The sequence below is a fragment of the Clostridium sp. DL-VIII genome (genome assembly GCF_000230835.1).
Lineage (GTDB): Bacteria > Bacillota > Clostridia > Clostridiales > Clostridiaceae > Clostridium.
Map to the genome: position 1 here is coordinate 1,758,976 of NZ_CM001240.1, position 23,852 is coordinate 1,782,827.

Genomic DNA, 23,852 nt, shown 5'->3' on the forward strand with positions numbered 1-23,852 from the left:
CCACGTGGGCTTGTTATTATTTGAATATGTCTAGATACTAATTAGAAGGTGAAATAAATGTGTGGTATTGCTGGACTTGTAAATTTCAAAGAAAATATAGTACAAGATAAAGGTATTTTGGAAAAAATGATAAAAACCTTGGAGAAAAGAGGACCAGACGCTAAAGGTTATTATATTTCTCCTAATGTTTTATTAGGACATAGAAGATTGATTGTAGTTGATCCAGAGGGTGGAATACAGCCAATGACTAAAACATTTCAAGGGAAGAAATATACATTAGTTTATAATGGTGAGCTATATAATACAGAGGATTTAAGAAAAGAATTAAAAAAAGAGGGATTTGCTTTTGATTCTTATTCTGATACTGAAGTGTTACTTACATCATACATCTGCTGGGGAAAAGAATGTATTAATAAATTGATTGGTATTTTTGCCTTTGGTATATTTGATGAGGATAGAAAAGAAGTATTTTTAGCTAGAGATCAAATGGGTGTTAAGCCTCTATTTTATACTATAAATAATAATACTCTTGTTTTTGGGTCGGAAATAAAGACTATTTTAGCAGATCCAAGAATAAAAAGAGAAGTTGATATAGAGGGGTTAACTGAAATATTTGGACTTGGACCAGCAACTATTCCGGGAAGCGGAGTATATAAGAATATTAAAGAAGTGGCACCTGCAAATTGTCTTTTGATTTCAGGTGATAATAGTGTAAAAAAATGGGAATACTGGAGCGTTAAAGCAGAGGAATGCACAGAAACAGCAGAAGAGGCTATAGAGCATACAAGAGAATTATTAATAGATGCTATAAATAGACAATTAGTAGGAGATGTACCGCTTTGTACATTTTTATCTGGAGGCTTGGATTCATCTGCTATTTCAGCAATTGCAGGAAAAGAATTTAAGAGGCAAGGCAAAAAATTAGCAACTTACTCGATAGATTATGAAGATAATGATAAATATTTTAAGTCATCATTATTTCAACCTACTTCAGATGAAGTTTATGCAGAGATGATGGCTAAGTTTATTGGGAGTGATCATAGAAAAGTAGTTTTAAACCATTTAGATTTGGCACTAGCATTAAAAGAAGCAGTGATATCAAGGGACTTACCTGGAATGGCAGATGTAGATTCCTCTTTATTGCTATTTTGCAAAGAGATACGCAAGGATTTTGTAGTCGGCCTTTCGGGTGAGTGTGCTGATGAAATCTTTGGCGGATATCCATGGTTTACTAGAGATGAAATGTTTTATTTAGATACTTTCCCATGGGCAAGGTTTGTTAATGATAGAAAGGCTATAGTAAATAAAGATTTAAAGGGAATGAAATTAGAAGAATTGGTTAGAACTCAATATGAAAAATCATTAAGTAAAGTGCCTCATCTTGATAATGAGAGTAAAAGAGATTATAGAATGAAAGAAATATCTTATTTAAATTTAAAATGGTTTATGGTAAATCTTCTTAATAGAAAAGATAGAGTCAGCATGAGAAATAGTTTAGAGGTAAGAGTTCCATTTGCAGATATAAGATTAGTTGAATATGCTTTTAATTTGCCAGCAGAGATAAAATTATATAAAGGTAGAGAAAAAGGCTTACTCAGAGCTGCACTTGAAGGAATACTTCCTGAAGAAATCGTATATAGAAAAAAGAGTCCATATCCGAAGACTCATAATCCAGTTTATACAGATATAGTATGTAAAATGATAGCAGATATTTTAGATAAAAAATCTTCACCAATCCATGATATTATTGATGAAAAGGTAGTTAGAGAAATAATTGAAACTAGAGGGGATTCTTATAAGGTTCCATGGTATGGCCAACTAATGACAGGGCCACAATTACTAGCATATTTAGTTCAGGTAAATATTTGGCTTGAAGAGTATAATGTAAATTTGTTAATTTAGGCACATGAAAATAGATAACAAGTCCAAGACTGCCATGAATATTTTTCATCAGACAAGGAAGCAAAGTGCCATCATAGTGGGCTATTATGGAATTTTGCTGACATAGCATGATGGAAAATAGGCTGGTAGATGGACTTGTTATTTATTTAATTTAATCATAGCATAAGCGTAAGTTTAAAATTGTTTATTTATAGCTACACTTCTAATTGTTGTAGTTGAATTTTATAGAAATTTCTTTGATTTCACCTTTGGAATTTTTTCGTATTGTAAATTGTTTAATATCCTTAAAATCATTCTCTAATTGATAAGTTAATTCTGTAATAGTAGCTTTAGCTTTTTTAGTTAAACCACCATCTTGCACAACCTCAAATCTTGTTTTTCTACAAGTTGTCTCATCATTTTTGTCATCAATAATTACATAATATTCTGGTGCTTCTTCAATAATTACATATTCTTTGTTTAGAGTTAAAGTTGAACAAAGGTTATTATCGATACATTTTACTATCATATTTATTACCTCCTAAAATCCCATTTATAAGATAAATTTTAGTATATATAGTTATTTCTTTCAACAGTATTTGGAAAGATAAAAAAACTTTGGTAATATTCATAAAAAAGTATACATTAAATAGTTCAATATTATGATTAAATATTGGGTAGAGAAAAAAACGGTGTTTTGGTATAATTATATAAATGTATAAGATAATTGCTTAGAATGTTTCTATACGTTACATTTCTTGTATAAATGTTAATATACATCAAATTAAGAAGGGATTGAATATGTATGGAGATTGGTAGGGTAAGAAGAGGAGCTGTAACTTCTGAAAGAAAGGTTGTTTCGGAAAAGAAAGACTTCTCAAGAAGTTTTAATCAAGAAAGACATAGGCAGTCAGAAGAGCAGCTTAACAAGATGATAGGTGATATCAAAAAAAGAGGAAATAAGCTCGTTGTAACTAAGACCTATGTAGATGTTATTATGTATAAGAAAATGATAAAAGAATATTTAGAATCTATACTAAAATTTATGTATGAAACAAAAAAAGATATAAGTTTTTGGCAGACTCAATATTTTATAACTGTTGACACTGTTGATGAAAAGTTAGAAGAATTAACTAATACTCTTCTTTCTGATGAAAAGGAAAATATAAATATTGCATCAACGATAGATGAGATTCAAGGAATGATTGTAGATATATATAGGTAGTATAAAGTAAAAGGTTCGTACATATTTTATATAAAGTAATTTATTGGATGTGTCAAACATACCACTAGAAAATGCAAATCTAAAATAGAAGATTTTGATAAATAGTTTCTGGTAAGGAGTCAATTCCAAAATGGCGGGTATAAGGATTTAAGAGAAAAGAGATATTTCTATATCAGGAAAAGTTTTTATGTAAAATGCCATGTTAAAGGTAAAGGATGGGAAGTAGTCTAGATTTAGATTTATTACGAAATTAACCTATTTATATAATCTAAATCTAAACTATTATCAATAATTTTGTATTCTTTATTGAAGTTGTCATAGTTATTAATAATATTAATGTACTCTTTACCTTGTATAATAATCTCAGTAGTAACCTTGCTTTCATCATAAATGTAAATATGAATAGAACCTTTTGTTCTATTTACAGTACTACCATAATACCGAACTAATTTTATGTTAGAAATATTATATAAAATTTCATTGATTTTGTCCTTATCTTTAATTGATCTATCTTGTCTAGAAGATGTACTTCTAATCTCAATTTTCTCAATATTCTCTTTCTGATAGTTACTAAATAAAAGTTTACCTATATCTTCATTCTTAGGATATAAATAATATCCTAAAATACATATTGATAAAATAGTAATTAAAAATATTACAAACCTTTTTTTCGTCATAATAAATAATTCTCCTACATAAATAATTTTAATTATAACATAAATTTTGTAAAATTCTAATTATAGAGAATAAGTCATAAATTTCATTATAATAATATATTACTATAAGGTGAATTTGGTATTTTTATTCTATTGTGATATTATAATTGATAGTGAATATTAATTAATAGTATTAGGCACAATCAAAAAAATAACAGACCAGTATGCTTGCCTATTTTGTGTCATACTGTGTCAGCAAATTTTACTAATAGACCCACTATGAGCAGAATTTACTTCCTTGCCTGACGCAAAATATGCGTCGCATCTTTGGTCTATTATTTTCTTTCATGTGCCTTATTTTAATAAAGTAATTTATATGAATTTTATTATCATATTGCTAATTCAGATTATAAGTCTTTAGTTATTTATTTAAATGTAATAGCAATTTATAATTGAAATTTATATAACTACTTGTTAGTTATTATTAATTTAATTAATATTTTTTTGGAAAGGGGACTCTTAAAAATGAAAAAGAAATTATCGTTATTTCTAGTGGGAATACTATCAGTAGCAACACTTGTTGGATGTGGAAATAGTAATTCTACTCAAGGAGAATCAACAAAAAAGGTGGTAGAAACTAAGGATGTTAATTTCGTAACGCCAGATGGACTTACAGCTATGGCAGTAGCTAAGCTTGTAAAAGAAAAACCGGAAGTTAAAGCTGGATATAATATAAACTATACAATAGAACAAAATTCTGATAGTTTGGTTACAAGTGTTATGAAGAATGAGCCAGATGTAGCAATAGTTCCGTCTAATGTGGCAGCTACTGTATATAATAAAAATCAAGAATATAAGATAGCTGGAACAATAGGTTTTGGGTCGTTATATATAGGTACTACAAATGAGAATCAAAATATAAATGATTTAAAAGGGAAAGAAATTTATAACATAGGAAAGGGATTAACTCCTGATATAATTGCAAGAACTGTTCTTAAGGACAAAGGAATTGATGCAGATAAAGATGTTAATTTTAGTTATGTAAATTCAGTAAATGAATTAGCTCCAATAATTTTGTCTGGAAAAACACAATATGCAGTGATACCAGAGCCAGCATTATCTACTGTGCAAAGCAAAAATGATAAGTTTAATATAATGCTGGACTTAAATGAAGAGTGGAAAAAGATAAATAACTCTGAATATGGATATCCACAATCAACAATAATAGTTAAAAAGGAATTATATGATGAGGACAAAGAATTTGTAAATAATCTTTTAAATCAAGTTGAAGAATCAGAAAAATGGGCAAATAGTAATAAGGAAGCTCTAGGAGATTATTGTGAAGAAATCGGAGTATCAGCTCAAAAGCCAACAGTAATAAAAGCTGTTGATAGGGCAAATTTGAAATACGTTGATATTAAAGACAGCATCAAAGATTATAAAACATATTTTGAAAAGTTAAATGCATTTGATCCAAAAACAATAGGAGGAAAAGTGCCAGATGATGAAATATTCATGGGAAAGTAAAGCATATACTTTTTTATCATGCATATTCTTCATAGGAGTATGGCAGTTAATTGCCGTAGCAGTAAATAATGATATATATATACCAAGGTTAGAACAAGTATTTAAAGCTATTGTAGAAATTCTTAATAATAAAAACTTTGGCAAAATTGTTTTAGAAAGTTTTTATAGAACCTTATTAAGTTATGGGGTAGCTTTGATTATCTCAATGATTTTAGGGATACTAGGTGTAGCGTATCCCTTTTTTAAGTATTTGCTGGAACCTATAAATTCCTTTGGAAAAACAATACCAACTATGGTGCTGGTTGTTCTTTCGCTAGTATGGTTTGATAAAGAGAAAACACCATTTGTAGTTGGATTTGCTGTTATTTTACCAATACTGTATGAAGGAATAAGAAATAATATCATGCAGATAGATAAAAAAATAATTGATATGACTAAAGTATATGAAATCAGTTTAATTGATAAAATTAGAAAAATATATTTTCCGGTTATGAAATTTTATTTTATGAGCATTTTTGTATCAACCTTTGCACTTACCTTTAAAGTAGTTATTGCAGGAGAAGTATATGGCCAGCCGAAATTTGGAATAGGCTCTCAGATACAAATAGAAAAAGTGAATTTTAATGTACCTGGAATTTTTGCGTGGATTGTTATTATAGTTATTATATCTTTGGTTTTAGAAGTAATAAATAAGCTATTGAAAAAAAGGGTATATGGGTGGGATAAATGAATATAAGGATTAGAAATTTAAGCAAATCTTATGGGAAAGAAGAGATTTTTAAAAATTTTAATATAGAATTTCAGGATTATAAAATAAATTGTATCATCGGAAGGTCAGGTTGTGGAAAGAGCACTTTATTAAATATTATAGCTAAACTTACAGAAGTGCAAAGTGGAGAAATAAGCGGAATATCATTAAAGGATATAAGCTATGTATTTCAGGAAGATAGACTGATAGAATGGATTACAGTTAAGGAAAATTTAGAAATTGCCTTAAAAGGTTATTTTGACAAAACAACTATAAATGAAAAAGTTGACGAGGTATTAAAATTAGTAGGTATCTATGATATTAAGAATAAGTATCCAAATGCATTAAGCGGTGGAATGAGACAAAGGGTTAATATAGCAAGAGCCTTTGGAAAACCATCGAAAGTAATTTTAATGGATGAGCCATTTAAATCATTGGATTACAAATTAAAATATACTATAATTGATGAATTTAAAAATTTGTTAGAAAAAGAGAAAAGAATGGTAATATTAGTAACCCATGATTTAGATGAAGCTATATATTTCCGGGGAAATGTATTTGTTTTAAAAAATAAACCTGCTGAAATAGCAGGAGTATTTAATGAAAATTTAGATAAATGTAAGGATAAAATCTTAGAAATAATGTAGATCTTCAACTAATTGTAAATACAAACTTTACTTCCAACTAAAATAAATAAAAAGCCTGCAAGTATAAAGCTGGAAAAACTTAAGACTTTTTTGTTTGAATTTAGTAAGTTTATTCCGAGTAATGTATCACAAAGTCCCAAACAGATAAAAATAAAAGGAAAGAAATCATCTGGATCATATTTGCTTAATATTATATTTAATGAAAATAGAGGCAGTAGCAAAGCTAAAGTAAAGTTAATAACATTAAAAAGCTTTCTTACCATATTAATTCACCACCTAACATTTGGAAAATTATGTATTATACTAAATTATATACAAGCTATTAGGATTTTATTCACATAATAATGATTTATTGTACAAGATATAAAAATGGAGCAGCTTTAAGAGAAGAAAGGAATGTTGAAATGATTAGAAAATTTATTTCGTTTTATAAACCATACAAAAAACTATTTATAATGGATTTAATTGTTGCATTTATAGCAGCACTGTGTGATTTAGTCTATCCCATGATGACAAGAGACCTTGTCAATAATTCGATTCCTAGTAGAGATTTTAGGATTATTATTATTTTTGGTATTACATTGATAGTTATTTTTCTTATAAAAGCAGCATGTGGTTACTTTATGCAGTATTGGGGCCACGTTGTTGGAGTGAGAATGCAGGGAGATATGAGAAAAAACATATTTACACATCTGCAAAGATTACCTAATAGTTTTTTTGATAATAACAAGACTGGGGATATAATGTCGAGAATTATTAACGACTTAATGGATATTTCAGAGCTTGCGCATCATGGTCCAGAAGATTTATTCATTTCTATTGTCATGCTTATAGGATCATTTGTAATATTATGTACTATAAATATATCACTTACAGTATTAATTTTTGTATTTGTACCTGTGATAGTTTGGTTTACTTTATATGAAAGAAATAAAATGAATAAAGCATTTTTTGATACAAAAGTAAAAACTGGAGCAGTAAATGCTAATTTAGAAAACAGTATTTCAGGAATAAAAATATCAAAGGCATTTGTAAGTCACAAAGCTGAAGAGGAGAAATTTGAAAAAGGTAACTCAAAATTTATTAAAGCAAGAGAAAAGTCATATAAAGTAATGGCTGAATATTCTTCAGGCGCTGGATTTGGAATGGATTTTTTAAATTATATTGGACTAATAGGTGGAGGGATATTTACATTTATCGGATTAATAAGCATTGGAGATTATATGGCTTATATGTTATTTATAAACTCATTTATTACTCCTATAAAAAAGCTTATTGATTTTATGGAACAGTTCCAAAACGGAATAACAGGTTTTCAAAGATATATGGAAATTATGAATGCCAAGCAAGAAAAAGACAAAAAAGATGCAGTTCAATTAAAGAATGTAAATGGAGAAATTGAATTTAAAAATGTGGTATTCAGCTATGAAGGGAAAAAAGTATTAGATGATATATCTATAAAAATAAAAAAAGGTCAAATGTTAGCTTTAGTTGGAGCATCAGGTGGAGGAAAAACAACCTTTTGCAATCTCATTCCAAGATTTTATGAAGTGGAAAAAGGAGATATTTTAATAGATAATAAGAGTATTTATGATATTAAATTAGATTCGCTTAGAGAGAGCATTGGAATAGTTCAGCAAGAAGTATTCTTATTTACAGGGACAATAAGAGATAATATATTATTTGGAAAAACCGATGCAACTGAAGAAGAAGTGATAAGAGCAGCTAAAATGGCTAATATTCATGAGTTTATAGAGGATTTACCAGAAGGTTATGACACATATATTGGGGAAAGAGGAGTAAAATTATCAGGTGGCCAAAAGCAGCGTATTTCAATTGCTAGAGTATTCCTAAAGAATCCTCCAATATTAATCTTAGATGAGGCAACATCAGCTTTAGATAATGCGACTGAACGTATAATTCAAGAATCATTAGAAAAATTATGCGCAGGAAGAACAACTATAGTAGTAGCACATAGATTATCTACTATTAAAAATGCCGATGAAATAATAGTTCTTGGAAATACAGGAATAGTAGAAAAAGGAACTCATGAAGAGTTAATGGAGAAACAAGGAGAGTATAGCAAATTACATAAGCTGGCAGCAGTATAAATTTAATATTGATATAAAATAGGTTGTCCAAAATATAAATAATTTTCGGACAACCTTATTTTAATAAGTCAATTATTTTTTCAAAGAATTAAGCAATTGAATTTTTTTATAAATGGCAGAACTATCAATAGTCTTAGGCTGTAATTCATGTTCGTCATCAGCTTGAGGTGAATTGGCTGTAGTATCTGTGTTATTCTGAAAATTTGATTTTACAACTCTGGAATTCTCTTGGCTTTGTAATCTTACAGAATCATTTAGCTCATTATTAAGTAATTTGGAAAAATCTTCAGAATTATCATCAGAGCTGTTATGAGAAACAACAGAGTTTAATGTATCTTTAAAGGAATTCGATCTATTTTGTTTTTTACTAGAAGAGAATGGGGTAGCTGCATAAGGTCTTTTTACTATTTTAGTATTTATATCAACATTGGTTACACTGCTTATGGTGTAATTGCTGCTAGAACTTAGCTTATCATCTGACATATAAACTCCCCCTTTAGTATATAAATTAATATGGTATTTAATTCTATTATCGTACATTAAAAAATAGAGTGAAGCATTAATTAAATAAACTTCACTCTATTTTTGAGTATTAAAATAATTTTATATATTTAGCATATGATTATTTTACTTCGTATATCCAGCCTTCTGGTGCTTCAACATCACCAAGTTGAATTCCGTAAAGTATATCATATAATTTCTTAATTGTAGGACCTACTTCAGTTTCACTATGGAATACGTGTCTTTCACCTTTATAATCAATAGCGCCAATTGGTGTTATTACAGCGGCAGTACCGCAAGCACCGGCTTCTTTAAATTCATCTAAGTTATCAACTAAAACATCTCTTTCATATACAGGCATTTTTAAATAATGTTCAGCTATATAAAGAAGCGAATATTTAGTTATACTTGGTAGTATTGAAGAAGACTTTGGTGTAATAAATTCATTATTTTTAGTTATTCCAATAAAGTTTGCAGCTCCAACTTCATCAATTTTTGTATGAGTAGCAGGATCTAGATAAATACAATCTGCATATCCAGCAGCTGCAGCTTTTGCATGTGCTTGTAACGATGCAGCGTAATTACCGCCAACTTTTTGTTTACCAGTTCCATGAGGTGCAGCTCTGTCATATTCATCTTGAACAACGAAGTTACATGGCTTTAATCCGCCAGAGAAATACGGTCCAACTGGCATACAGAATACTGTAAATATATATTCTGGTGCAGGTTTAACTCCGATATTATGACCAACACCCATAATAATAGGTCTAATATATAAAGTTGCTCCAGTACCATATGGTGGAACATAATCTATATTAGCTTTTACAACCTGCATAACAGCATCAATAAATTTTTCTTCAGGTACATGTGGCATTAAAAGTTTATCGCAGCTATCATTCATACGAGCAGCATTTCTGTCAGGTCTGAATAATTGAACTTTTCCTTCTTTTGTTCTGTACGCTTTTAAACCTTCAAAACTACTTTGACCATAATGTAGAACGGTAGAAGCTTCACTCATACGAAGCATATTATCTTCAGTAAGTTTTCCTTCATCCCATTTTCCATCTTTCCAGACTGAAACATAACGAAGATCTGTTTTTATATAATCAAATCCTAATTTGCTCCAATCTATATCTAATTTTTTCCCCATTTTATAATTCCTCCACATCTTTAAGGCTTATTGCCATTGTATAGGCATATGTATAGAAAATAGTGAATCAAATATAGTAAAATACTGACCTATTGTTTTTGTAAATATGCCTTATTAATAACATCTATTTTAGCACTACTTTAAAAAAAATTCCACAATTGAGTTTAAAAAGTGGAATTTTAGTAATAAATTATAATTTTTTTTGAAAAATAATGAATAACTCAGAATATAATTCTTAATTATTCATTATCAGCTCATTTATTTCCAAGGAACAGCATCAGAAGGCATTCGCCAATCACCTCTTGGGCTTAAAGAAATGCTGCCGACTTTTGGACCATCAGGGAGAGCGCTTCTTTTAAATTGTTGAGTAAAGAATCTAAACATAAATTTATCCAGCCACTTTTGTATTTCCTGCTCAGAATAATTATCTTTAAATGCATTTTTAGCTAAGAAAAATATTCTTTCTTTTGTAGAACCATGCTTTATGAAATGATATAGGAAGAAATCATGGAGCTCATAAGGGCCCACAATATCTTCTGTCTTTTGAGCAATCTCACCGTTTTTGTCTTTAGGCAATAATTCAGGACTAACTGGTGTATCTAAAATATCCATAAGTATATCGCAGACAATATCAGTAGATTCATTTTGAGCAGCATATTGTACCAGGTATCTAACTAGTGTTTTAGGAATAGATGGATTTACAGAATACATTGACATATGATCACCATTATAAGTGCACCAGCCAAGAGCAAGCTCTGATAAATCACCAGTTCCAATCAAAAGGCCGCCTTCTTTATTTGCAAGGTCCATTAAAATTTGTGTTCTTTCCCTTGCTTGAACATTTTCATAGGTTACATCGTGTATATTTTTATCATGACCAATATCTTCAAAATGTTGAAGAGATGCTTTAACAATATTTATTTCTCTAAGTTCTGTACCTAATTCTCTGCATAGATTAACAGCATTATTATAAGTTCTATCAGTTGTACCGAAACCAGGCATAGTAATAGTTACAATATTCTTTTTATCTAAATTTAAAAGTTCAAAGGTTTTAACTATTACAAGTAGTGCAAGTGTAGAATCTAAGCCTCCAGATATTCCAATAACTGCTTTTTGTGATCTTGTATGTTCCAATCTTTTAGCTAATCCAGCAGCCTGGATATTGAATATTTCTTTGCATCTTATTTCTCTTTCTTTTTCATAAGAAGGTACAAAAGGATGTTTATCTATGAACCTATCAAAAGTTTGTATAGATGTATCATCAAATTCAAATTTAATGATGTTAGGTTTTTTATTTATGAATCTAGATGAATCCCTAAAACTAAGATTTTTCATTCGTTCAGCTTTTAATTTAAATACATCAACGATAGAAGAGATTACTTCATTTTCTCTTTGAAATCTATTATTTTCTTTTAATAAAGAACCATTTTCGCTTATTAATAAATGTCCGCTGAATAATACATCTGTAGTAGATTCGTGAATTCCAGCTGAAGAATATATGTAACTGCACATTGTCCTAGCACTTTGATTTGAAATTAGGCTTTTTCTATAATCCATTTTACTTACAAGTTCATTTGAAGCTGAAAGATTTCCGATTATATGAGCGCCCATAAGAGCAAGATAAGAACTAGGTGGTATCGCTACCCATAAATCTTCACAAATTTCAATTCCGAAGTTTGCAATGCTAGATGAGAAAATTAAATTTGTACCAAATGGAATATCCTTTTGGTAAGGTAGATCAACTATTTCATCCTCTACTGAAAGTCCTTCAGTAAACCATCTCTTTTCATAGAATTCACTGTAATTTGGAAGATATGATTTTGGGACTATTCCTAAGATTTTTCCTTTAAACAATAGAAATGCACAATTATATAGGGCACTGCCATAAAGTAGTGGAGCACCAACAGCTATTAAAATATCATTGTTTTTAGTATTTTCTAAAATCTCTTTAATACCATTTAAAGCTTTAGTAATTAAATATTCTTGTAAAAATAAATCTCCACAAGTATAAGAGGTAATGCAGAGTTCAGGAAATACTATGAATTTATTTCCACTTTTCTTTGCATCATCTATGCATGATAATATATTTTCAATATTATAGTCAACATCACCAACTCTGGTTTTAGGGCAGGCTGCAGCAACTTTAATAAAATCCATCTAATCACTCCTTATAAAAATTGACTTTAATTGCTTATATTAAGGTATATGAAATAAAATACATAACTTGATTTGAACTATTATTTTCTTTCGTATGTCTTAATGATAATACATGATAGTAATTATATAATAATATAGAAGTAAAATCAAAAGAAATAAGCAGTATTTAAAAACTTATTTAAGGATAATAAAAAACTTGTGTTTTTCAAAAAATAGGTATATAATAAAATTATTACATGTAATAATTTTAGATTAGAACTAGAAGATATATATTAGATAATATCTAATACGTTATTATTGAGATAGGGGGAAGAAAATGAGTGGAATAGTGATTTTTTGGTTAATTGTTATTATTTGCGCATTTGCAATAGATATTTTAACCAGTAATTTTTGCTTTATGCTATTATCAATAGGAGCTATTGCAGCTATAATATGTGAAGTACTGGGAATAACATTGGGAATTCAGGTTATAGTGTTTGCTATACTGAATATAATAGCATTTTTAGCAGGATATCCAATACTTAAGAAAAAATTTAAGGCAGAGCACAAAAGCATACCGCGTATGGAAGAAACATATATAGGTAAGGTTATGAAAAGTGACCAAGAGATTAGTAATAAAGCACAAGTAAAGGTTAGTGGAGAATATTGGACTGTAATTAATGAAGGAGATACAATCAATCAAGGAGATAAATTTATTATTACAGGAATTGAAGGAATTAAATTAAAAATTAAAAAGGTTCAGGAGGATTAATGTTATGGTAACAATTATAGTTTTAGGGGTTATATTATTATTAATATTTATAGTGGTATTATCATCAATTAAAGTTGTAAATACAGGTTATTTATATGTAGTAGAAAGATTTGGACAATTTCATAAAGTGTTAGAACCAGGATTGCATTTTATAATGCCATTTGTAGATTTTGTTAGAAGAAGAGTTTCTACTAAGCAGCAGATTTTAGATGTAGAGCCTCAATCAGTTATCACTAAGGATAATGTTAAGATATTAGTAGATAATGTTATATTTTATAAGGTGCTAAATGCAAGAGATGCAGTATATAATATAGAAAGTTTCCAATCAGGTATAGTTTATTCAGCTACAACTAATATGAGAAATATATTAGGTAATATGACATTGGATGAGATTTTATCAGGAAGAGATTCAATAAATCAAGATCTTTTAAGTATTATTGATGAAGTTACAGATGCATATGGAATAAAGATTCTTTCAGTAGAAATTAAAAATATAGTTCCACCAGCTGAAATTCAAGAAGCAATGGAAAAACAAATGAGAGCTGAAAGAGATAAGAGAGCTATGATTCTTCAAGCAGAAGGTTTAAGGCAGTCTCAAATAGAAAAGGCAGAAGGAGAAAAGCAGGCAAAAATATTATCAGCAGAAGCTGAAAAACAAGCTAATATAAGAAGAGCCGAAGGGTTAAAAGAATCACAATTATTAGAAGCAGAAGGTAAGGCAAAAGCTATAGAAGAGATAGCAGCTGCAGAAGCAGAGGCTATAAGAAAAGTAAATCAAGCTATTATAGATTCTGGAACTAATGAGACAGTTATAGCCTTAAAGCAGGTTGAAGCTCTTAAAGAAATGGCTAATAACCCAGCTAATAAGCTTATATTACCAAATGAGACATTGTCATCTCTTGGAAGTATAGCGGCTATTGGAGAAATGCTTAAAGGAAATAAATAGTGATCATAAAAACAAATTATATAAATTTTATTATCATATTGCTAATTTAAATTATAAGTCTCTAGCTATATATTTAGATGTAATAGCAATTTATCATTGAAATTTATATAAAAACTTAGTTTATCTCTTGTATTTTTAGCTTATCCACATAATTATCAGTTACGAATCATGAGTTAAAGATGAAGATTCAAGAAGAAAGTCCGAGAAACTAAATGCAAGATTTTGTTTCTCGGACTTTTTGATTTTTACTCCAGATCATTTTATTTCATTTTGTGTCTTTAACTTGTACATTATATTATCAAATTGTGTTTTAATAATGCTAACTAAAGCAATTCTTTTTTGTATATTTGAATTATACAAAAATGAGATAATGAATCCAGCGATAAGAATTATCTCAACAGTCCATATAGATTTTTCGTGAAAGACACCTGCTTCTAAAGCACTAATGACTGCCCCTATGAAAAAAGAAATTAAAATGCAGCTATACCTTAAAGCTTTTTTTAGACACGCCTTATCTTTTTTTACTATACCTTTAAAATAATTGTCAGCGCATGAACGCATATTTCCAGTGCAGAATATACTAGCATAATTATCTCCTGAGCCAAGCTTTCGAAAGGCACAATATTGCAATGAGGCGGCAAAGGATACAAGAGTGTTAGCAAATATGTCTGAATATGTGGATGTTATTAATCCAGCAATAAATAATACAACCATTGAGACTGTAATGATTCCACGTTGCCAGAATAAAGATTTTTCTTTAAAAATAGAATAAAACATATACCATGATATAAAAATACCTATCCAAAAAGATATAATAGGTACAAGAGCATGAAATGCTTCTATATAATTTCTATCTGCCAAATTGAAAGCGACAAGTACAAAATTGCCTGTTTGACCTGTAGCAAAAACATGTCCATGAACACTATAAGAATACATGTCCATAAAACCACCTGTGGAAGCCAGCAACATTCCAAAGCCTAGTGTTTCTGAATAATTTTTAGTATCTGCCAATATAATCCACCTAACTTTTTTATTTAATATTTTTCTTTTGAATAATACTATTATAACGTTGTTCTTTAATAAATAAAAATATATAATATTTATCAAATTGATAAGTAATAACTTATTAATAATTAATTGATAAAATTTTGATATATACTTTATGGAGGGAATTATGGATATTCTTCAATTAAAATACTTTCTTATTGTAGCTGAATATGAACATATGACAAAGGCGGCGCATTCTTTACATATTGCACAGCCAGCTTTATCTCAGTCAATAAAACATTTGGAAGAAGAATTAGGAGTTACTCTTTTTGAAAGAAGGAATAGGAGTATATGCCTAAATGCATCAGGAAAATTATTGCAAGCTGAGTTGATTCCAATTATAAATGTTCTAGATTCACTTCCAGAACGTTTGAAAGAAGTAAATAATCAAGAATCCAGAACCATACAACTAAACATATTATCAGCATCTTTACTTGTTACTCAATCAATAATCTCCTTTAAAAAATTATATCCGGAAGTGAATTTCAGATTGTCCCAGGATGCTAATGAGACTGAGTTTGATGTGTGTATTTCCTGTGCTGCATCTGATATGGTTCCTAAAGATAGTATTCCATTACTTGAGGAGAAGATATTATTGGCAGTTCCAAGTATAAGCAAATATGCTTCATTTAAATCTATTACTTTAAATGAGGTAGAAAAAGAGGGATTTATAAGTTTTTCGGGTAGAAGACCTTTCAGAATTATCTGTGATGATTATTGCAGTCAAATAGGATTTAAACCTAAGATTATATTTGAAAGTGATAATCAGGAATCTATAAGAAACTTGGTAGATTCAAATCTAGGTATTGCATTTTGGCCTGAGTATTCATGGGGACGGAGGAGCTCAAGAAATGCGATCATGCTTCCGATTAGTGAACCGAAATGTAGTCGTACAATTTATGCACTTATAAATAAAAATTTAAGAAGAAGTAATTATGTTATAACTTTTATGGAACATTTAAGAAGATTTATACTTGATATTAAAAATACAAATGGAAATTATTAATAGTTTTTGTTAAGGAAGTGTTTGAAAAACAAATTGGATGAAGATAATATACTATATAATATGCACAAAACAAATTATTTAGTGGAGGAAGTAAATGAATTATAGTGATATAAAAAAAGAACGGATTTTAAGAAATCAAAAGAAAAAATTATTAAAAAGAGAAGAGAAATTTTTAAATAAAAAAGAAAATGAATATATAAAAAATAAAATATCTCCAATAAAAGAAAAGTTAGAAGAAAAGATTCCACAGAAAATGATTGATACATTTCAAAAAGCCTTTGAAAAAGGATTTTATTATGTATTTGAAAATGGGACTATAATAATAGAAAAAAGCTATAATTCTGAAAGATTGAAAGATGAAGCAGATACAAATGAATATATCTTGTCTAAAAAAATAAATAATAAAAATTTAAGTAGAATTGATAATAAGGTGAAAAAGGGTATTCTTATAAATAAAGGAATCACAACAGTAGAGGGCACTGTACTTGGAGTGTTCGGAATAGGACTTCCAGATATACCTGTTTTTATAGGAATGTTATTGAAAACTGTGTATGAAATATGTTTAAGCTATGGCTTTGATTATAATTCAAAGGAAGAAAAGGCATTCATTTTAAATATAATTTCCGCAAGTGCTGATAAGACAGAGAAAAGAATTGCATATTTTAATGAAGCTGATAGAATTGGCTACAGCATTGATAATAATCTTGATGCCAATATAGATATTAATGAAATGATAAAGGATGCTTCAAGAAATTTATCTGAAAATATAATTTTAGCTAAAGTGATTCAAGGAGTTCCGTTAATAGGGGCATATGGGGGAATATCGAATTATAAACTTATAAGAGATATAAGTGAGGCAGCAAGCATAAAGTACAAAAAGAGATTACTATCAAAATTATAAGATATTAATAAGATATAGAAAGCTATTGCATTACAATAATATGATTAAATTATTGTAAAACTAATGAGAAAAGATTAATATATACTATACAGTACAAAATTAGTTGAGGTGAAAGAATGAAAAAGAAATCTGTGATGACTTTAGTTGTAGGAGTATTTTTAGCATTCTCCTTAATTGGATGTAATCTTAAAGATGATTATATACTTAAGACAAATGAAAATACTGATGAAAAACCAACAGCAGATAAAGTAAATGAGGTATTTGATTCAAAAAAAATGAAAGATTTAATGGAGAAATTAAAATCTAGACCTAAAGAGATTTCTGATAAAATAGATGACGTTGATAGTGATACAACAAGGACTATGAAAGAGCTGAATGAAGAGGCAGATGAGTTGACTGATGCTTTAAATAGTGCTGACATTGAAGGGAAAAGTGAAGATATCAAAGATAAGTTTGATGATATATCAGATAAATTAGATGAAGTTAAAAATCATGTAGATGATGCTAAGGATAGAGCGGACGCAGTTAAAGATCCTATTGATAAGACGAAAGTTACAGATACTATTGATGAATTTTCGACTCACATGGATAATTTACAAAGAGCATTAGATAGATTTTCTTCAACAAGATAAATAAAGTATATAAATATGTTTTATATAGTGATAGAGAATAATATTTAGGAAGAAAAGTATACAAGCACTCAGAATATTAATTTTATATCTTTATACAAAATATATTTATGTATTAAAAAAGACTTGAATGTTTTGCTTTAGTGTGATAAAGTGATAAATAAGAAAAAGCATTTAGGGAGGATAAAATTTATGAAAATTAATAAGTTGATAAAAAAATTAACTATAGTTGCTGTTATAGCTGCATTAGGAGTAGGCTTAATTGGATGTAATAAATCATCAGGGGGTAAAAGTGCATTAGATAAGGACGAGCTAGTAATAGGATTAGATGATACTTTTGTTCCAATGGGCTTTAAAGATGAAAGTGGAAAAATAGTTGGCTTTGATGTTGATTTAGCAAATGCAGTTGCTAAGAAATTAAACAAAACAGTAAAGTTTCAACCAATTGATTGGAGTATGAAAGAAACTGAACTTAATAATGGGAATATTGATTTAATATGGAATGGATATTCAATTACAGATGAAAGAAAAGAAAAAGTAGATTTTTCTAAGCCATATTTAAAGAATACTCAAGTTATAGTAACTTTAGCAGATTCTAATATAAATTCAAAAAGTGATTTAGCAGGAAAGAAAGTAGGAGCTCAAACTGGATCTACAGCAGTTGATGCAGTAGAAGCTGACGGTGATATAGAGAAAAGTCTTGATGGTGGAAAGCTTATTACTTTTGAAGATAATAACGCTGCATTAATGGATTTGGAAGCAAAGAGATTAGATGCAATAGTTGTAGATGAAATTTTGGCGAGATATTATATGAAGGCAAGAGGAGAGGAAAAATATAAAATTCTAACTGACAATTTTGGAGATGAAGAATATGGAGTTGGAATCAAAAAAGGTGATACTAAATTTTTAGATGCATTTAATAAAGCTTTTGATGAGGTTAAGGCTGATGGAACTGCAGCAGATATATCTAAAAAGTGGTTCGGACAAGATATAGTTCTTAAATAATATTATTAAATTTAAAAAGATTTTTATGTAATTAGCTAAATGGAAACAATTAAGAGGAGGAAATAACTTTGAGTTATATTTTAGAGATAATGCCTCAGGTATTAGAGGGACTTATTATTACTTTGGAGATTTTTGGGTGCACTTTGCTCCTATCTATTCCACTTGGGATAGTAGTAGCATTAATGAGAATATCAAAATCCATAATACTTAAGGAGATAAGCGGGGCATATATTCTTATAATGAGAGGTACTCCTCTATTATTACAAATCATCGTGATCTTTTTTGGACTACCTTTAGTAGGAATTGATTTTGAGAGATTTCCAGCTGCAATTTTAGCTTTTACTTTAAATTATGCAGCCTATTTTGGGGAGATTTTTAGAGCAGGAATAGTGTCTATAGATAATGGACAAGTTGAAGGTGCTCAAGTTTTGGGGCTTAGTCAAAAAGATATATTTTTCAGAATTATACTTCCTCAAGCATTTAAAAGAGTTATTCCACCTGTTGCAAATGAAATAACAACTTTGGTTAAAGATACATCTTTAGTATATGTAGTAGGTATGGATGAATTATTGAAGATAGGTAAAACAGCTGCTAATAGAGATGTTTCACTAGCACCACTTTTAATAGTTGGAGTTGTTTATTTAATAGTAATAGCTATTTTTAGTCAATTGCTAAAGAAAATTGAAACGAAATATGACTATTATAAGTAATGTGGAGGAAAAAAATATGCTTAAAATTAGTAAATTGAAAAAGAAATTTGGAAGTACAGAAGTTTTAAAAGGAGTTAATCTTGAAATAGCAGAGGGAGAAATATTAGTTGTTGTAGGTAATTCAGGTGGTGGAAAAACTACATTGCTTAGATGTGTGAACGCATTGGAATACTGTGATGAAGGCGATATAGAAATAAATGGGAAGATGCTTTGTAAAGATGGAAAGTATGTAGATAAGAAAGAGCTTAAAGAAATAAGAAAAGATATAGGATTGGTATTTCAAAGTTTTAATTTATTTCCTCATATGACGGTCTTAGAAAATTTAATAGAAGCCCCTCAAAGAGTATTAGGGTGGACAAAAGAAGATGCAATTAAGAAGGCAGAAGAAACCCTTGGCTTTTTAAACCTATTAGAAAAGAAGGATAATTATCCTTTTGAATTATCAGGAGGACAAAAGCAGAGAGTAGCTATAGGAAGAGCATTAGTGTTAGAACCTAAAATTATGTGTTTCGATGAGCCGACTTCAGCTTTGGACCCTGGTCTTACTGGAGAAGTTGCAAATTTAATAAAGAGTTTGAGTACAAAAGGTATGAGCATGATGATTATAACACATGATATGGAATTTGCTAAAAATGTGGCTGATAGAATAGTTTCAATGGAGGCTGGAAAATTACAAGAAGGATTAATATTTGAGAATAATTAATTTTGTGGAACCCTATAATACTGCGTATAATTTAAGAGGACTTGATTAATTAATATAGATATCATTACAGACATAAAAGATTATTAATTGAGAAGGTTTAAATTTAATAAATTAATTATTATAATTTGTATTGAATTATAATATAAAGTGTGCTATTCTAAGAGTGTAAGATAATTCAAGATTTAATCAATACTGTACATTCGCCTCTGTTTCAGAGATTGGGTCAAGTATCAGGTTATAATCTTTGGAAAAAGGGAGGATTTTTATAATGGAAGATAGAACTTTAGTATGTAAAGATTGTGGAAAGGAATTTATTTTCACAGTTGGAGAACAAGAATTCTACAAAGAAAAAGGATTTGATAACGATCCAGTTAGATGTCCAGAATGTAGAAAAGCTAGAAAACAACAAAGAAACAATAGAAACTTCGACAGATAGTATGCTATTGGGCCATAAGAGTAATCTTATGGCTCTTTCTTTTTGCTAAAATATAAATAAGTTAGATAAACAACTTTTAACTTAAACTTAAGTGGCAACTTACCGAAATCATAAATTACCTGTCCTTTTAGTTAGTTATTACATGAGTTTATATCTAAAGTTGAATATCGTTATGTTGGTTGTTACTATGTTTTAAACCAGCAGTTACTTAAAATTTTTACTGCATAGGGTATATCCTCTATTTTTATTCCCGCAAAACCAATAAAAATAACAGGAAAAGAGTTAGCTTGTGGATTCATCCAATTGACAGATGTGGAATCTACTTTAATTCCAGCCTTTAAAGCTATTTCAATCAATTCCTGTTCGTCCATCTTTGTATGAATTTGCAACAATATATGGAGACCGGAATCCGCACCTATAATCGTTATATTTTCCTTAAAATATTCTGCTAAGGAATTTAATAATAATTCCTGTTTTTTCTTATATAATATTTTTGCTTTTCTTAAATGTTTTTCCCAGTAACCTTCTTTAATGAAAATTTCAAGAGATTTTTGTAGTAATCTTGATACAGGCTGCTCATAAATCTTATAATTCTTTTCATAAATATTTAAAAACGATTTTGGAAGCACTAAGTAGCTTATTCTCATTGAAGGCATTAATGATTTAGAAAAGCTTCCTAAATATATAACTCTATTTGAGTTATCAAGTCCTTGAAGTGAAGGGATTGGTTTCCCTTTGAATCTAAATTCACCATCATAATCATCTTCTATTATAATTCCATTATTTTCATCAGCCCACTTGAGCAGACGTAATCTTTTAGATATTGACATGACCATCCCGTAAGGGTACTGGTGCGATGGAGTAACATATACTATTTTTGCTAAGCATTTATACAATGCTTCAATATTTATGCCATCCATGTCTAACTTTATTGGAGAAATATCAAAATTAAAATGCTTAAACACAGCTTTGGCACCTAAATAACTTGGTTCTTCGAAGGCAGCATTTTTGTGATTATGTAAAAGCATGTGACATAATAAAGTTAAAGATTGCTGGGTGCCAGAAGATATTACGATTTGTTCAGGAGAGCATACAACGCCTCTAGAGTGATGAATGTATTTAGCAATTTCATGTCTTAGCCCATAATCTCCCTGATGATCTCCATAAAGTAAAAGTTCACTAGAAAATTCATCAATTGAACGCCCTACTATTTTTCTAAATTGAGAATATGGAAAAGTAGTTAAATCAATTTGCCCACTGCTAAAATCATATCTGACTTTTATATTGCAATCAGTTGGTTTTTCCATAGAAATAGAACTTGACTGTAAATTCTCGTTTATATTTTTAAATCCACTCTCTATCCTCGTAACATACAAACCTGATCGATTTTTAGACTTTACATATCCTTCAGCAAGCAACTGTTCATAGGCTGCCTCAATGGTATTCTTGCTAAGCATTAAATCCTTAGCAAAACTTCGAATTGATGGAAGTTTACTATTATGCGGGATATTGCCAGATAGAATTTCATTCTTGATATAATTATAGATTTGTATGTATAAAGGAATTTTTGAATCGGAATTAAAATTTGGAAGCAATTCTAACATTTGTTTCACCTCAAGCATATGGAATTATTGATGGTACAATTTAAATTTAGAATTTTAATAATCTGTCATTGTTAAAATAAGTATAACTGTCACTGTATACAATGACAATATATTTCTATAATGATTATAAAATACAATTAATGGGGGAGAAAATTATGTGTAATAAATATTTTAATGTAACTGAAAAGATAAATTTCTATATGAAAAGAGATCCATATGAACTTATTCAAGAGTATGGAAGTCCTCTATATGTTTATAATGAAAGTATTCTTAGAGAAAAATGCAAGGATATGAGGAATTTTTTAAGATATAAAAATTTTTCAGTAAGTTTTTCAGCAAAAGCAAATAGCAATTTACATTTACTAAAGATAGTAAGAGAAGAAGGACTAGACGTAGATGCCATGTCTATGGGAGAAATATATGTTCAACTTAAGGCAGGATTTAAACCAGAACAAATCTTTTTTGTAAGCAATAATGTAAGTGCAGAGGAATTGGAATATGCTATAAAAAATAAGGTTAATATTAGTGTAGATTCTCTTTCGCAGCTAGAACTTTTTGGAAGGATAAATAGAGGTGGCTCAGTAGCTGTTAGATTTAATCCAGGAATAGGAGTTGGACATAACGAAAAAGTCGTTACCGCAGGAAAGAAAGCAAAGTTTGGAGTGGATCCTAAATATATTGACAAGGTTAAAGAAACGATTAATAAGTATGAATTAAAGCTTATAGGAATAAATCAACATATAGGATCTTTATTCATGGAAGGGAGTGCCTATATAGAAAGTGTTAAAACGCTACTAACTATTGCTGAAAACTTTGAAGATCTCGAATTTGTTGACATAGGAGGAGGTTTTGGCGTTCCATATAGGAAACAAGAAGGTGAGCAGGCAATAGATTTAAAAACACTAGGAAAAGAAATTGATTTAATAATAGAAAGGTGGGTTAAGAAATACGGAAAGGAAATCAAAGTTAAAATAGAACCAGGAAGGTATATACCAGCAGAATGTTGCGTGCTTTTAGGGACAGTACATGCTGTTAAATTAAATTATGGAAGAAAATATATAGGTACAGATATTGGCTTTAACGTCCTTATGAGACCAGTATTATATAATTCAAATCATGATATAGAAATATATAAAAGAGATAACAACGATGTTACAAGTCCTAAAGAAGAGGTAACCGTAGTGGGAAATATATGTGAGAATGGAGATATATTAGCTGAAAATGTAATGCTGCCACAAATCCAGGAAGGAGATATTGTGGGAATATTAGATGCAGGCGCTTATGGATATGTAATGAGTTCTAATTATAATAATAGACTTAGACCAGCTGAAGTTCTTATAAGAGAAAATGGTAAAACAGATATTATTAGAAAAAGAGATACATTAGAAGATCTTATGAGAAAGTATTTTTAAGGGAATATAAAATCCTTATACCACACAAAATATATTGATATTTTAGAGGAAATTTAAAATAGTACGAACTATTAAATGAATAATACAAATGATAATTCG

Annotated in this window: 24 protein-coding genes; 16 read left to right on the top strand and 8 right to left on the bottom strand. The window is 29.2% G+C overall.

Annotation, left to right across the window (positions count from 1 at the left end; translation table 11 throughout):
• The first annotated feature begins 57 nt into the window (after positions 1 to 57).
• Entirely contained in the window at positions 58 to 1,902 is a 1,845-nt protein-coding gene (gene asnB / locus CDLVIII_RS08045) for an asparagine synthase (glutamine-hydrolyzing) (RefSeq protein WP_009168948.1), read from the top strand.
• 202 nt (positions 1,903 to 2,104) lie between these two features.
• On the opposite strand, the gene CDLVIII_RS08050 is transcribed toward asnB, so the two are convergent.
• Positions 2,105 to 2,410 (bottom strand): hypothetical protein, encoded by a 306-nt coding sequence (locus tag CDLVIII_RS08050; RefSeq protein ID WP_009168949.1) that lies wholly within the window; start codon positions 2,408 to 2,410, stop codon positions 2,105 to 2,107.
• A 276-nt stretch (positions 2,411 to 2,686) separates the two neighbouring features.
• On the opposite strand from CDLVIII_RS08050, the gene CDLVIII_RS08055 reads away from it, so the two are divergent.
• The gene (locus CDLVIII_RS08055) at positions 2,687 to 3,106 is read left to right on the top strand and encodes a YaaR family protein (protein ID WP_009168950.1); all 420 of its coding nucleotides are present in this window, start codon (positions 2,687 to 2,689) and stop codon (positions 3,104 to 3,106) included.
• Positions 3,107 to 3,348: 242 nt separating this feature from the next.
• Here CDLVIII_RS08055 and CDLVIII_RS08060 read toward each other — a convergent pair whose 3' ends face one another.
• On the bottom strand, positions 3,349 to 3,783 hold the full coding sequence (locus tag CDLVIII_RS08060; RefSeq protein WP_009168951.1) for a hypothetical protein: 435 nt from the start codon (positions 3,781 to 3,783) through the stop codon (positions 3,349 to 3,351).
• A gap of 504 nt (positions 3,784 to 4,287) precedes the next feature.
• On the opposite strand from CDLVIII_RS08060, the gene CDLVIII_RS08065 reads away from it, so the two are divergent.
• Genes CDLVIII_RS08065 through CDLVIII_RS08075 form a run of 3 tightly spaced genes read left to right on the top strand, consistent with a single transcriptional unit; the run spans position 4,288 to position 6,684 of the window.
• Positions 4,288 to 5,289, top strand: coding sequence for a PhnD/SsuA/transferrin family substrate-binding protein (locus CDLVIII_RS08065; protein WP_009168952.1), 1,002 nt, complete (start codon positions 4,288 to 4,290; stop codon positions 5,287 to 5,289).
• The gene (locus CDLVIII_RS08070) at positions 5,264 to 6,019 is read left to right on the top strand and encodes an ABC transporter permease subunit (RefSeq protein WP_009168953.1); all 756 of its coding nucleotides are present in this window, start codon (positions 5,264 to 5,266) and stop codon (positions 6,017 to 6,019) included. Before CDLVIII_RS08065 ends, CDLVIII_RS08070 begins: the two co-directional genes overlap by 26 nt.
• Positions 6,016 to 6,684 (top strand): ABC transporter ATP-binding protein, encoded by a 669-nt coding sequence (locus CDLVIII_RS08075; RefSeq protein WP_009168954.1) that lies wholly within the window; start codon positions 6,016 to 6,018, stop codon positions 6,682 to 6,684. The genes CDLVIII_RS08070 and CDLVIII_RS08075 overlap by 4 nt, the downstream gene beginning before the upstream one ends.
• 8 nt (positions 6,685 to 6,692) lie before the next feature.
• Here the strand turns inward: CDLVIII_RS08075 and CDLVIII_RS08080 are convergent, their stop codons facing one another.
• On the bottom strand, positions 6,693 to 6,947 hold the full coding sequence (locus CDLVIII_RS08080) for a hypothetical protein (RefSeq protein WP_009168955.1): 255 nt from the start codon (positions 6,945 to 6,947) through the stop codon (positions 6,693 to 6,695).
• A gap of 141 nt (positions 6,948 to 7,088) precedes the next feature.
• On the opposite strand from CDLVIII_RS08080, the gene CDLVIII_RS08085 reads away from it, so the two are divergent.
• Positions 7,089 to 8,795, top strand: coding sequence for an ABC transporter ATP-binding protein (locus CDLVIII_RS08085; RefSeq protein WP_035302146.1), 1,707 nt, complete (start codon positions 7,089 to 7,091; stop codon positions 8,793 to 8,795).
• 72 nt (positions 8,796 to 8,867) lie between these two features.
• On the opposite strand, the gene CDLVIII_RS08090 is transcribed toward CDLVIII_RS08085, so the two are convergent.
• The 3 genes from CDLVIII_RS08090 to CDLVIII_RS08100 all read right to left on the bottom strand — a co-directional run bounded on the left by CDLVIII_RS08090 (position 8,868) and on the right by CDLVIII_RS08100 (position 12,603).
• Positions 8,868 to 9,278 carry a hypothetical protein gene (locus CDLVIII_RS08090; protein WP_009168957.1) on the bottom strand — a complete coding sequence of 137 codons (411 nt, stop codon included), beginning with the start codon at positions 9,276 to 9,278 and terminating at the stop codon, positions 8,868 to 8,870.
• A gap of 139 nt (positions 9,279 to 9,417) precedes the next feature.
• Entirely contained in the window at positions 9,418 to 10,446 is a 1,029-nt protein-coding gene (locus tag CDLVIII_RS08095; RefSeq protein WP_009168958.1) for a branched-chain amino acid aminotransferase, read from the bottom strand.
• Positions 10,447 to 10,704: 258 nt separating this feature from the next.
• Positions 10,705 to 12,603, bottom strand: coding sequence for an NAD(+) synthase (locus CDLVIII_RS08100; protein WP_009168959.1), 1,899 nt, complete (start codon positions 12,601 to 12,603; stop codon positions 10,705 to 10,707).
• Between the two features lie 316 nt (positions 12,604 to 12,919).
• Here CDLVIII_RS08100 and CDLVIII_RS08105 point away from each other — a divergent pair, with 316 nt between their 5' ends.
• Both CDLVIII_RS08105 and CDLVIII_RS08110 read left to right on the top strand, forming a co-directional pair.
• Positions 12,920 to 13,354 (top strand): NfeD family protein, encoded by a 435-nt coding sequence (locus CDLVIII_RS08105; RefSeq protein ID WP_009168960.1) that lies wholly within the window; start codon positions 12,920 to 12,922, stop codon positions 13,352 to 13,354.
• A 4-nt stretch (positions 13,355 to 13,358) separates the two neighbouring features.
• Complete coding sequence (locus CDLVIII_RS08110) at positions 13,359 to 14,300, top strand: SPFH domain-containing protein (RefSeq protein ID WP_009168961.1); 942 nt, start codon at positions 13,359 to 13,361, stop codon at positions 14,298 to 14,300.
• A 255-nt stretch (positions 14,301 to 14,555) separates the two neighbouring features.
• Here the strand turns inward: CDLVIII_RS08110 and CDLVIII_RS08115 are convergent, their stop codons facing one another.
• Positions 14,556 to 15,311 (bottom strand): YoaK family protein, encoded by a 756-nt coding sequence (locus CDLVIII_RS08115; protein ID WP_009168962.1) that lies wholly within the window; start codon positions 15,309 to 15,311, stop codon positions 14,556 to 14,558.
• A 163-nt stretch (positions 15,312 to 15,474) separates the two neighbouring features.
• On the opposite strand from CDLVIII_RS08115, the gene CDLVIII_RS08120 reads away from it, so the two are divergent.
• The 7 genes from CDLVIII_RS08120 to CDLVIII_RS08150 all read left to right on the top strand — a co-directional run bounded on the left by CDLVIII_RS08120 (position 15,475) and on the right by CDLVIII_RS08150 (position 20,737).
• Positions 15,475 to 16,353 carry a LysR family transcriptional regulator gene (locus CDLVIII_RS08120; RefSeq protein WP_009168963.1) on the top strand — a complete coding sequence of 293 codons (879 nt, stop codon included), beginning with the start codon at positions 15,475 to 15,477 and terminating at the stop codon, positions 16,351 to 16,353.
• Between the two features lie 94 nt (positions 16,354 to 16,447).
• Complete coding sequence (locus tag CDLVIII_RS08125; protein ID WP_009168964.1) at positions 16,448 to 17,254, top strand: EcsC family protein; 807 nt, start codon at positions 16,448 to 16,450, stop codon at positions 17,252 to 17,254.
• A gap of 116 nt (positions 17,255 to 17,370) precedes the next feature.
• Positions 17,371 to 17,886 carry a hypothetical protein gene (locus CDLVIII_RS08130; RefSeq protein WP_009168965.1) on the top strand — a complete coding sequence of 172 codons (516 nt, stop codon included), beginning with the start codon at positions 17,371 to 17,373 and terminating at the stop codon, positions 17,884 to 17,886.
• Positions 17,887 to 18,075: 189 nt separating this feature from the next.
• On the top strand, positions 18,076 to 18,888 hold the full coding sequence (locus CDLVIII_RS08135) for an amino acid ABC transporter substrate-binding protein (protein WP_009168966.1): 813 nt from the start codon (positions 18,076 to 18,078) through the stop codon (positions 18,886 to 18,888).
• A gap of 68 nt (positions 18,889 to 18,956) precedes the next feature.
• Positions 18,957 to 19,598: an amino acid ABC transporter permease gene (locus tag CDLVIII_RS08140; protein ID WP_009168967.1), complete on the top strand. Its 642-nt coding sequence runs from the start codon at positions 18,957 to 18,959 to the stop codon at positions 19,596 to 19,598.
• Positions 19,599 to 19,614: 16 nt separating this feature from the next.
• Positions 19,615 to 20,301, top strand: coding sequence for an amino acid ABC transporter ATP-binding protein (locus CDLVIII_RS08145; RefSeq protein WP_009168968.1), 687 nt, complete (start codon positions 19,615 to 19,617; stop codon positions 20,299 to 20,301).
• Between the two features lie 268 nt (positions 20,302 to 20,569).
• On the top strand, positions 20,570 to 20,737 hold the full coding sequence (locus tag CDLVIII_RS08150) for a zinc-ribbon domain-containing protein (RefSeq protein WP_009168969.1): 168 nt from the start codon (positions 20,570 to 20,572) through the stop codon (positions 20,735 to 20,737).
• A gap of 185 nt (positions 20,738 to 20,922) precedes the next feature.
• Here the strand turns inward: CDLVIII_RS08150 and CDLVIII_RS08155 are convergent, their stop codons facing one another.
• The gene (locus tag CDLVIII_RS08155; protein ID WP_009168970.1) at positions 20,923 to 22,341 is read right to left on the bottom strand and encodes a PLP-dependent aminotransferase family protein; all 1,419 of its coding nucleotides are present in this window, start codon (positions 22,339 to 22,341) and stop codon (positions 20,923 to 20,925) included.
• A 155-nt stretch (positions 22,342 to 22,496) separates the two neighbouring features.
• On the opposite strand from CDLVIII_RS08155, the gene lysA reads away from it, so the two are divergent.
• Positions 22,497 to 23,753 (top strand): diaminopimelate decarboxylase, encoded by a 1,257-nt coding sequence (lysA, locus tag CDLVIII_RS08160; protein ID WP_009168971.1) that lies wholly within the window; start codon positions 22,497 to 22,499, stop codon positions 23,751 to 23,753.
• Positions 23,754 to 23,852 lie beyond the last annotated feature (99 nt).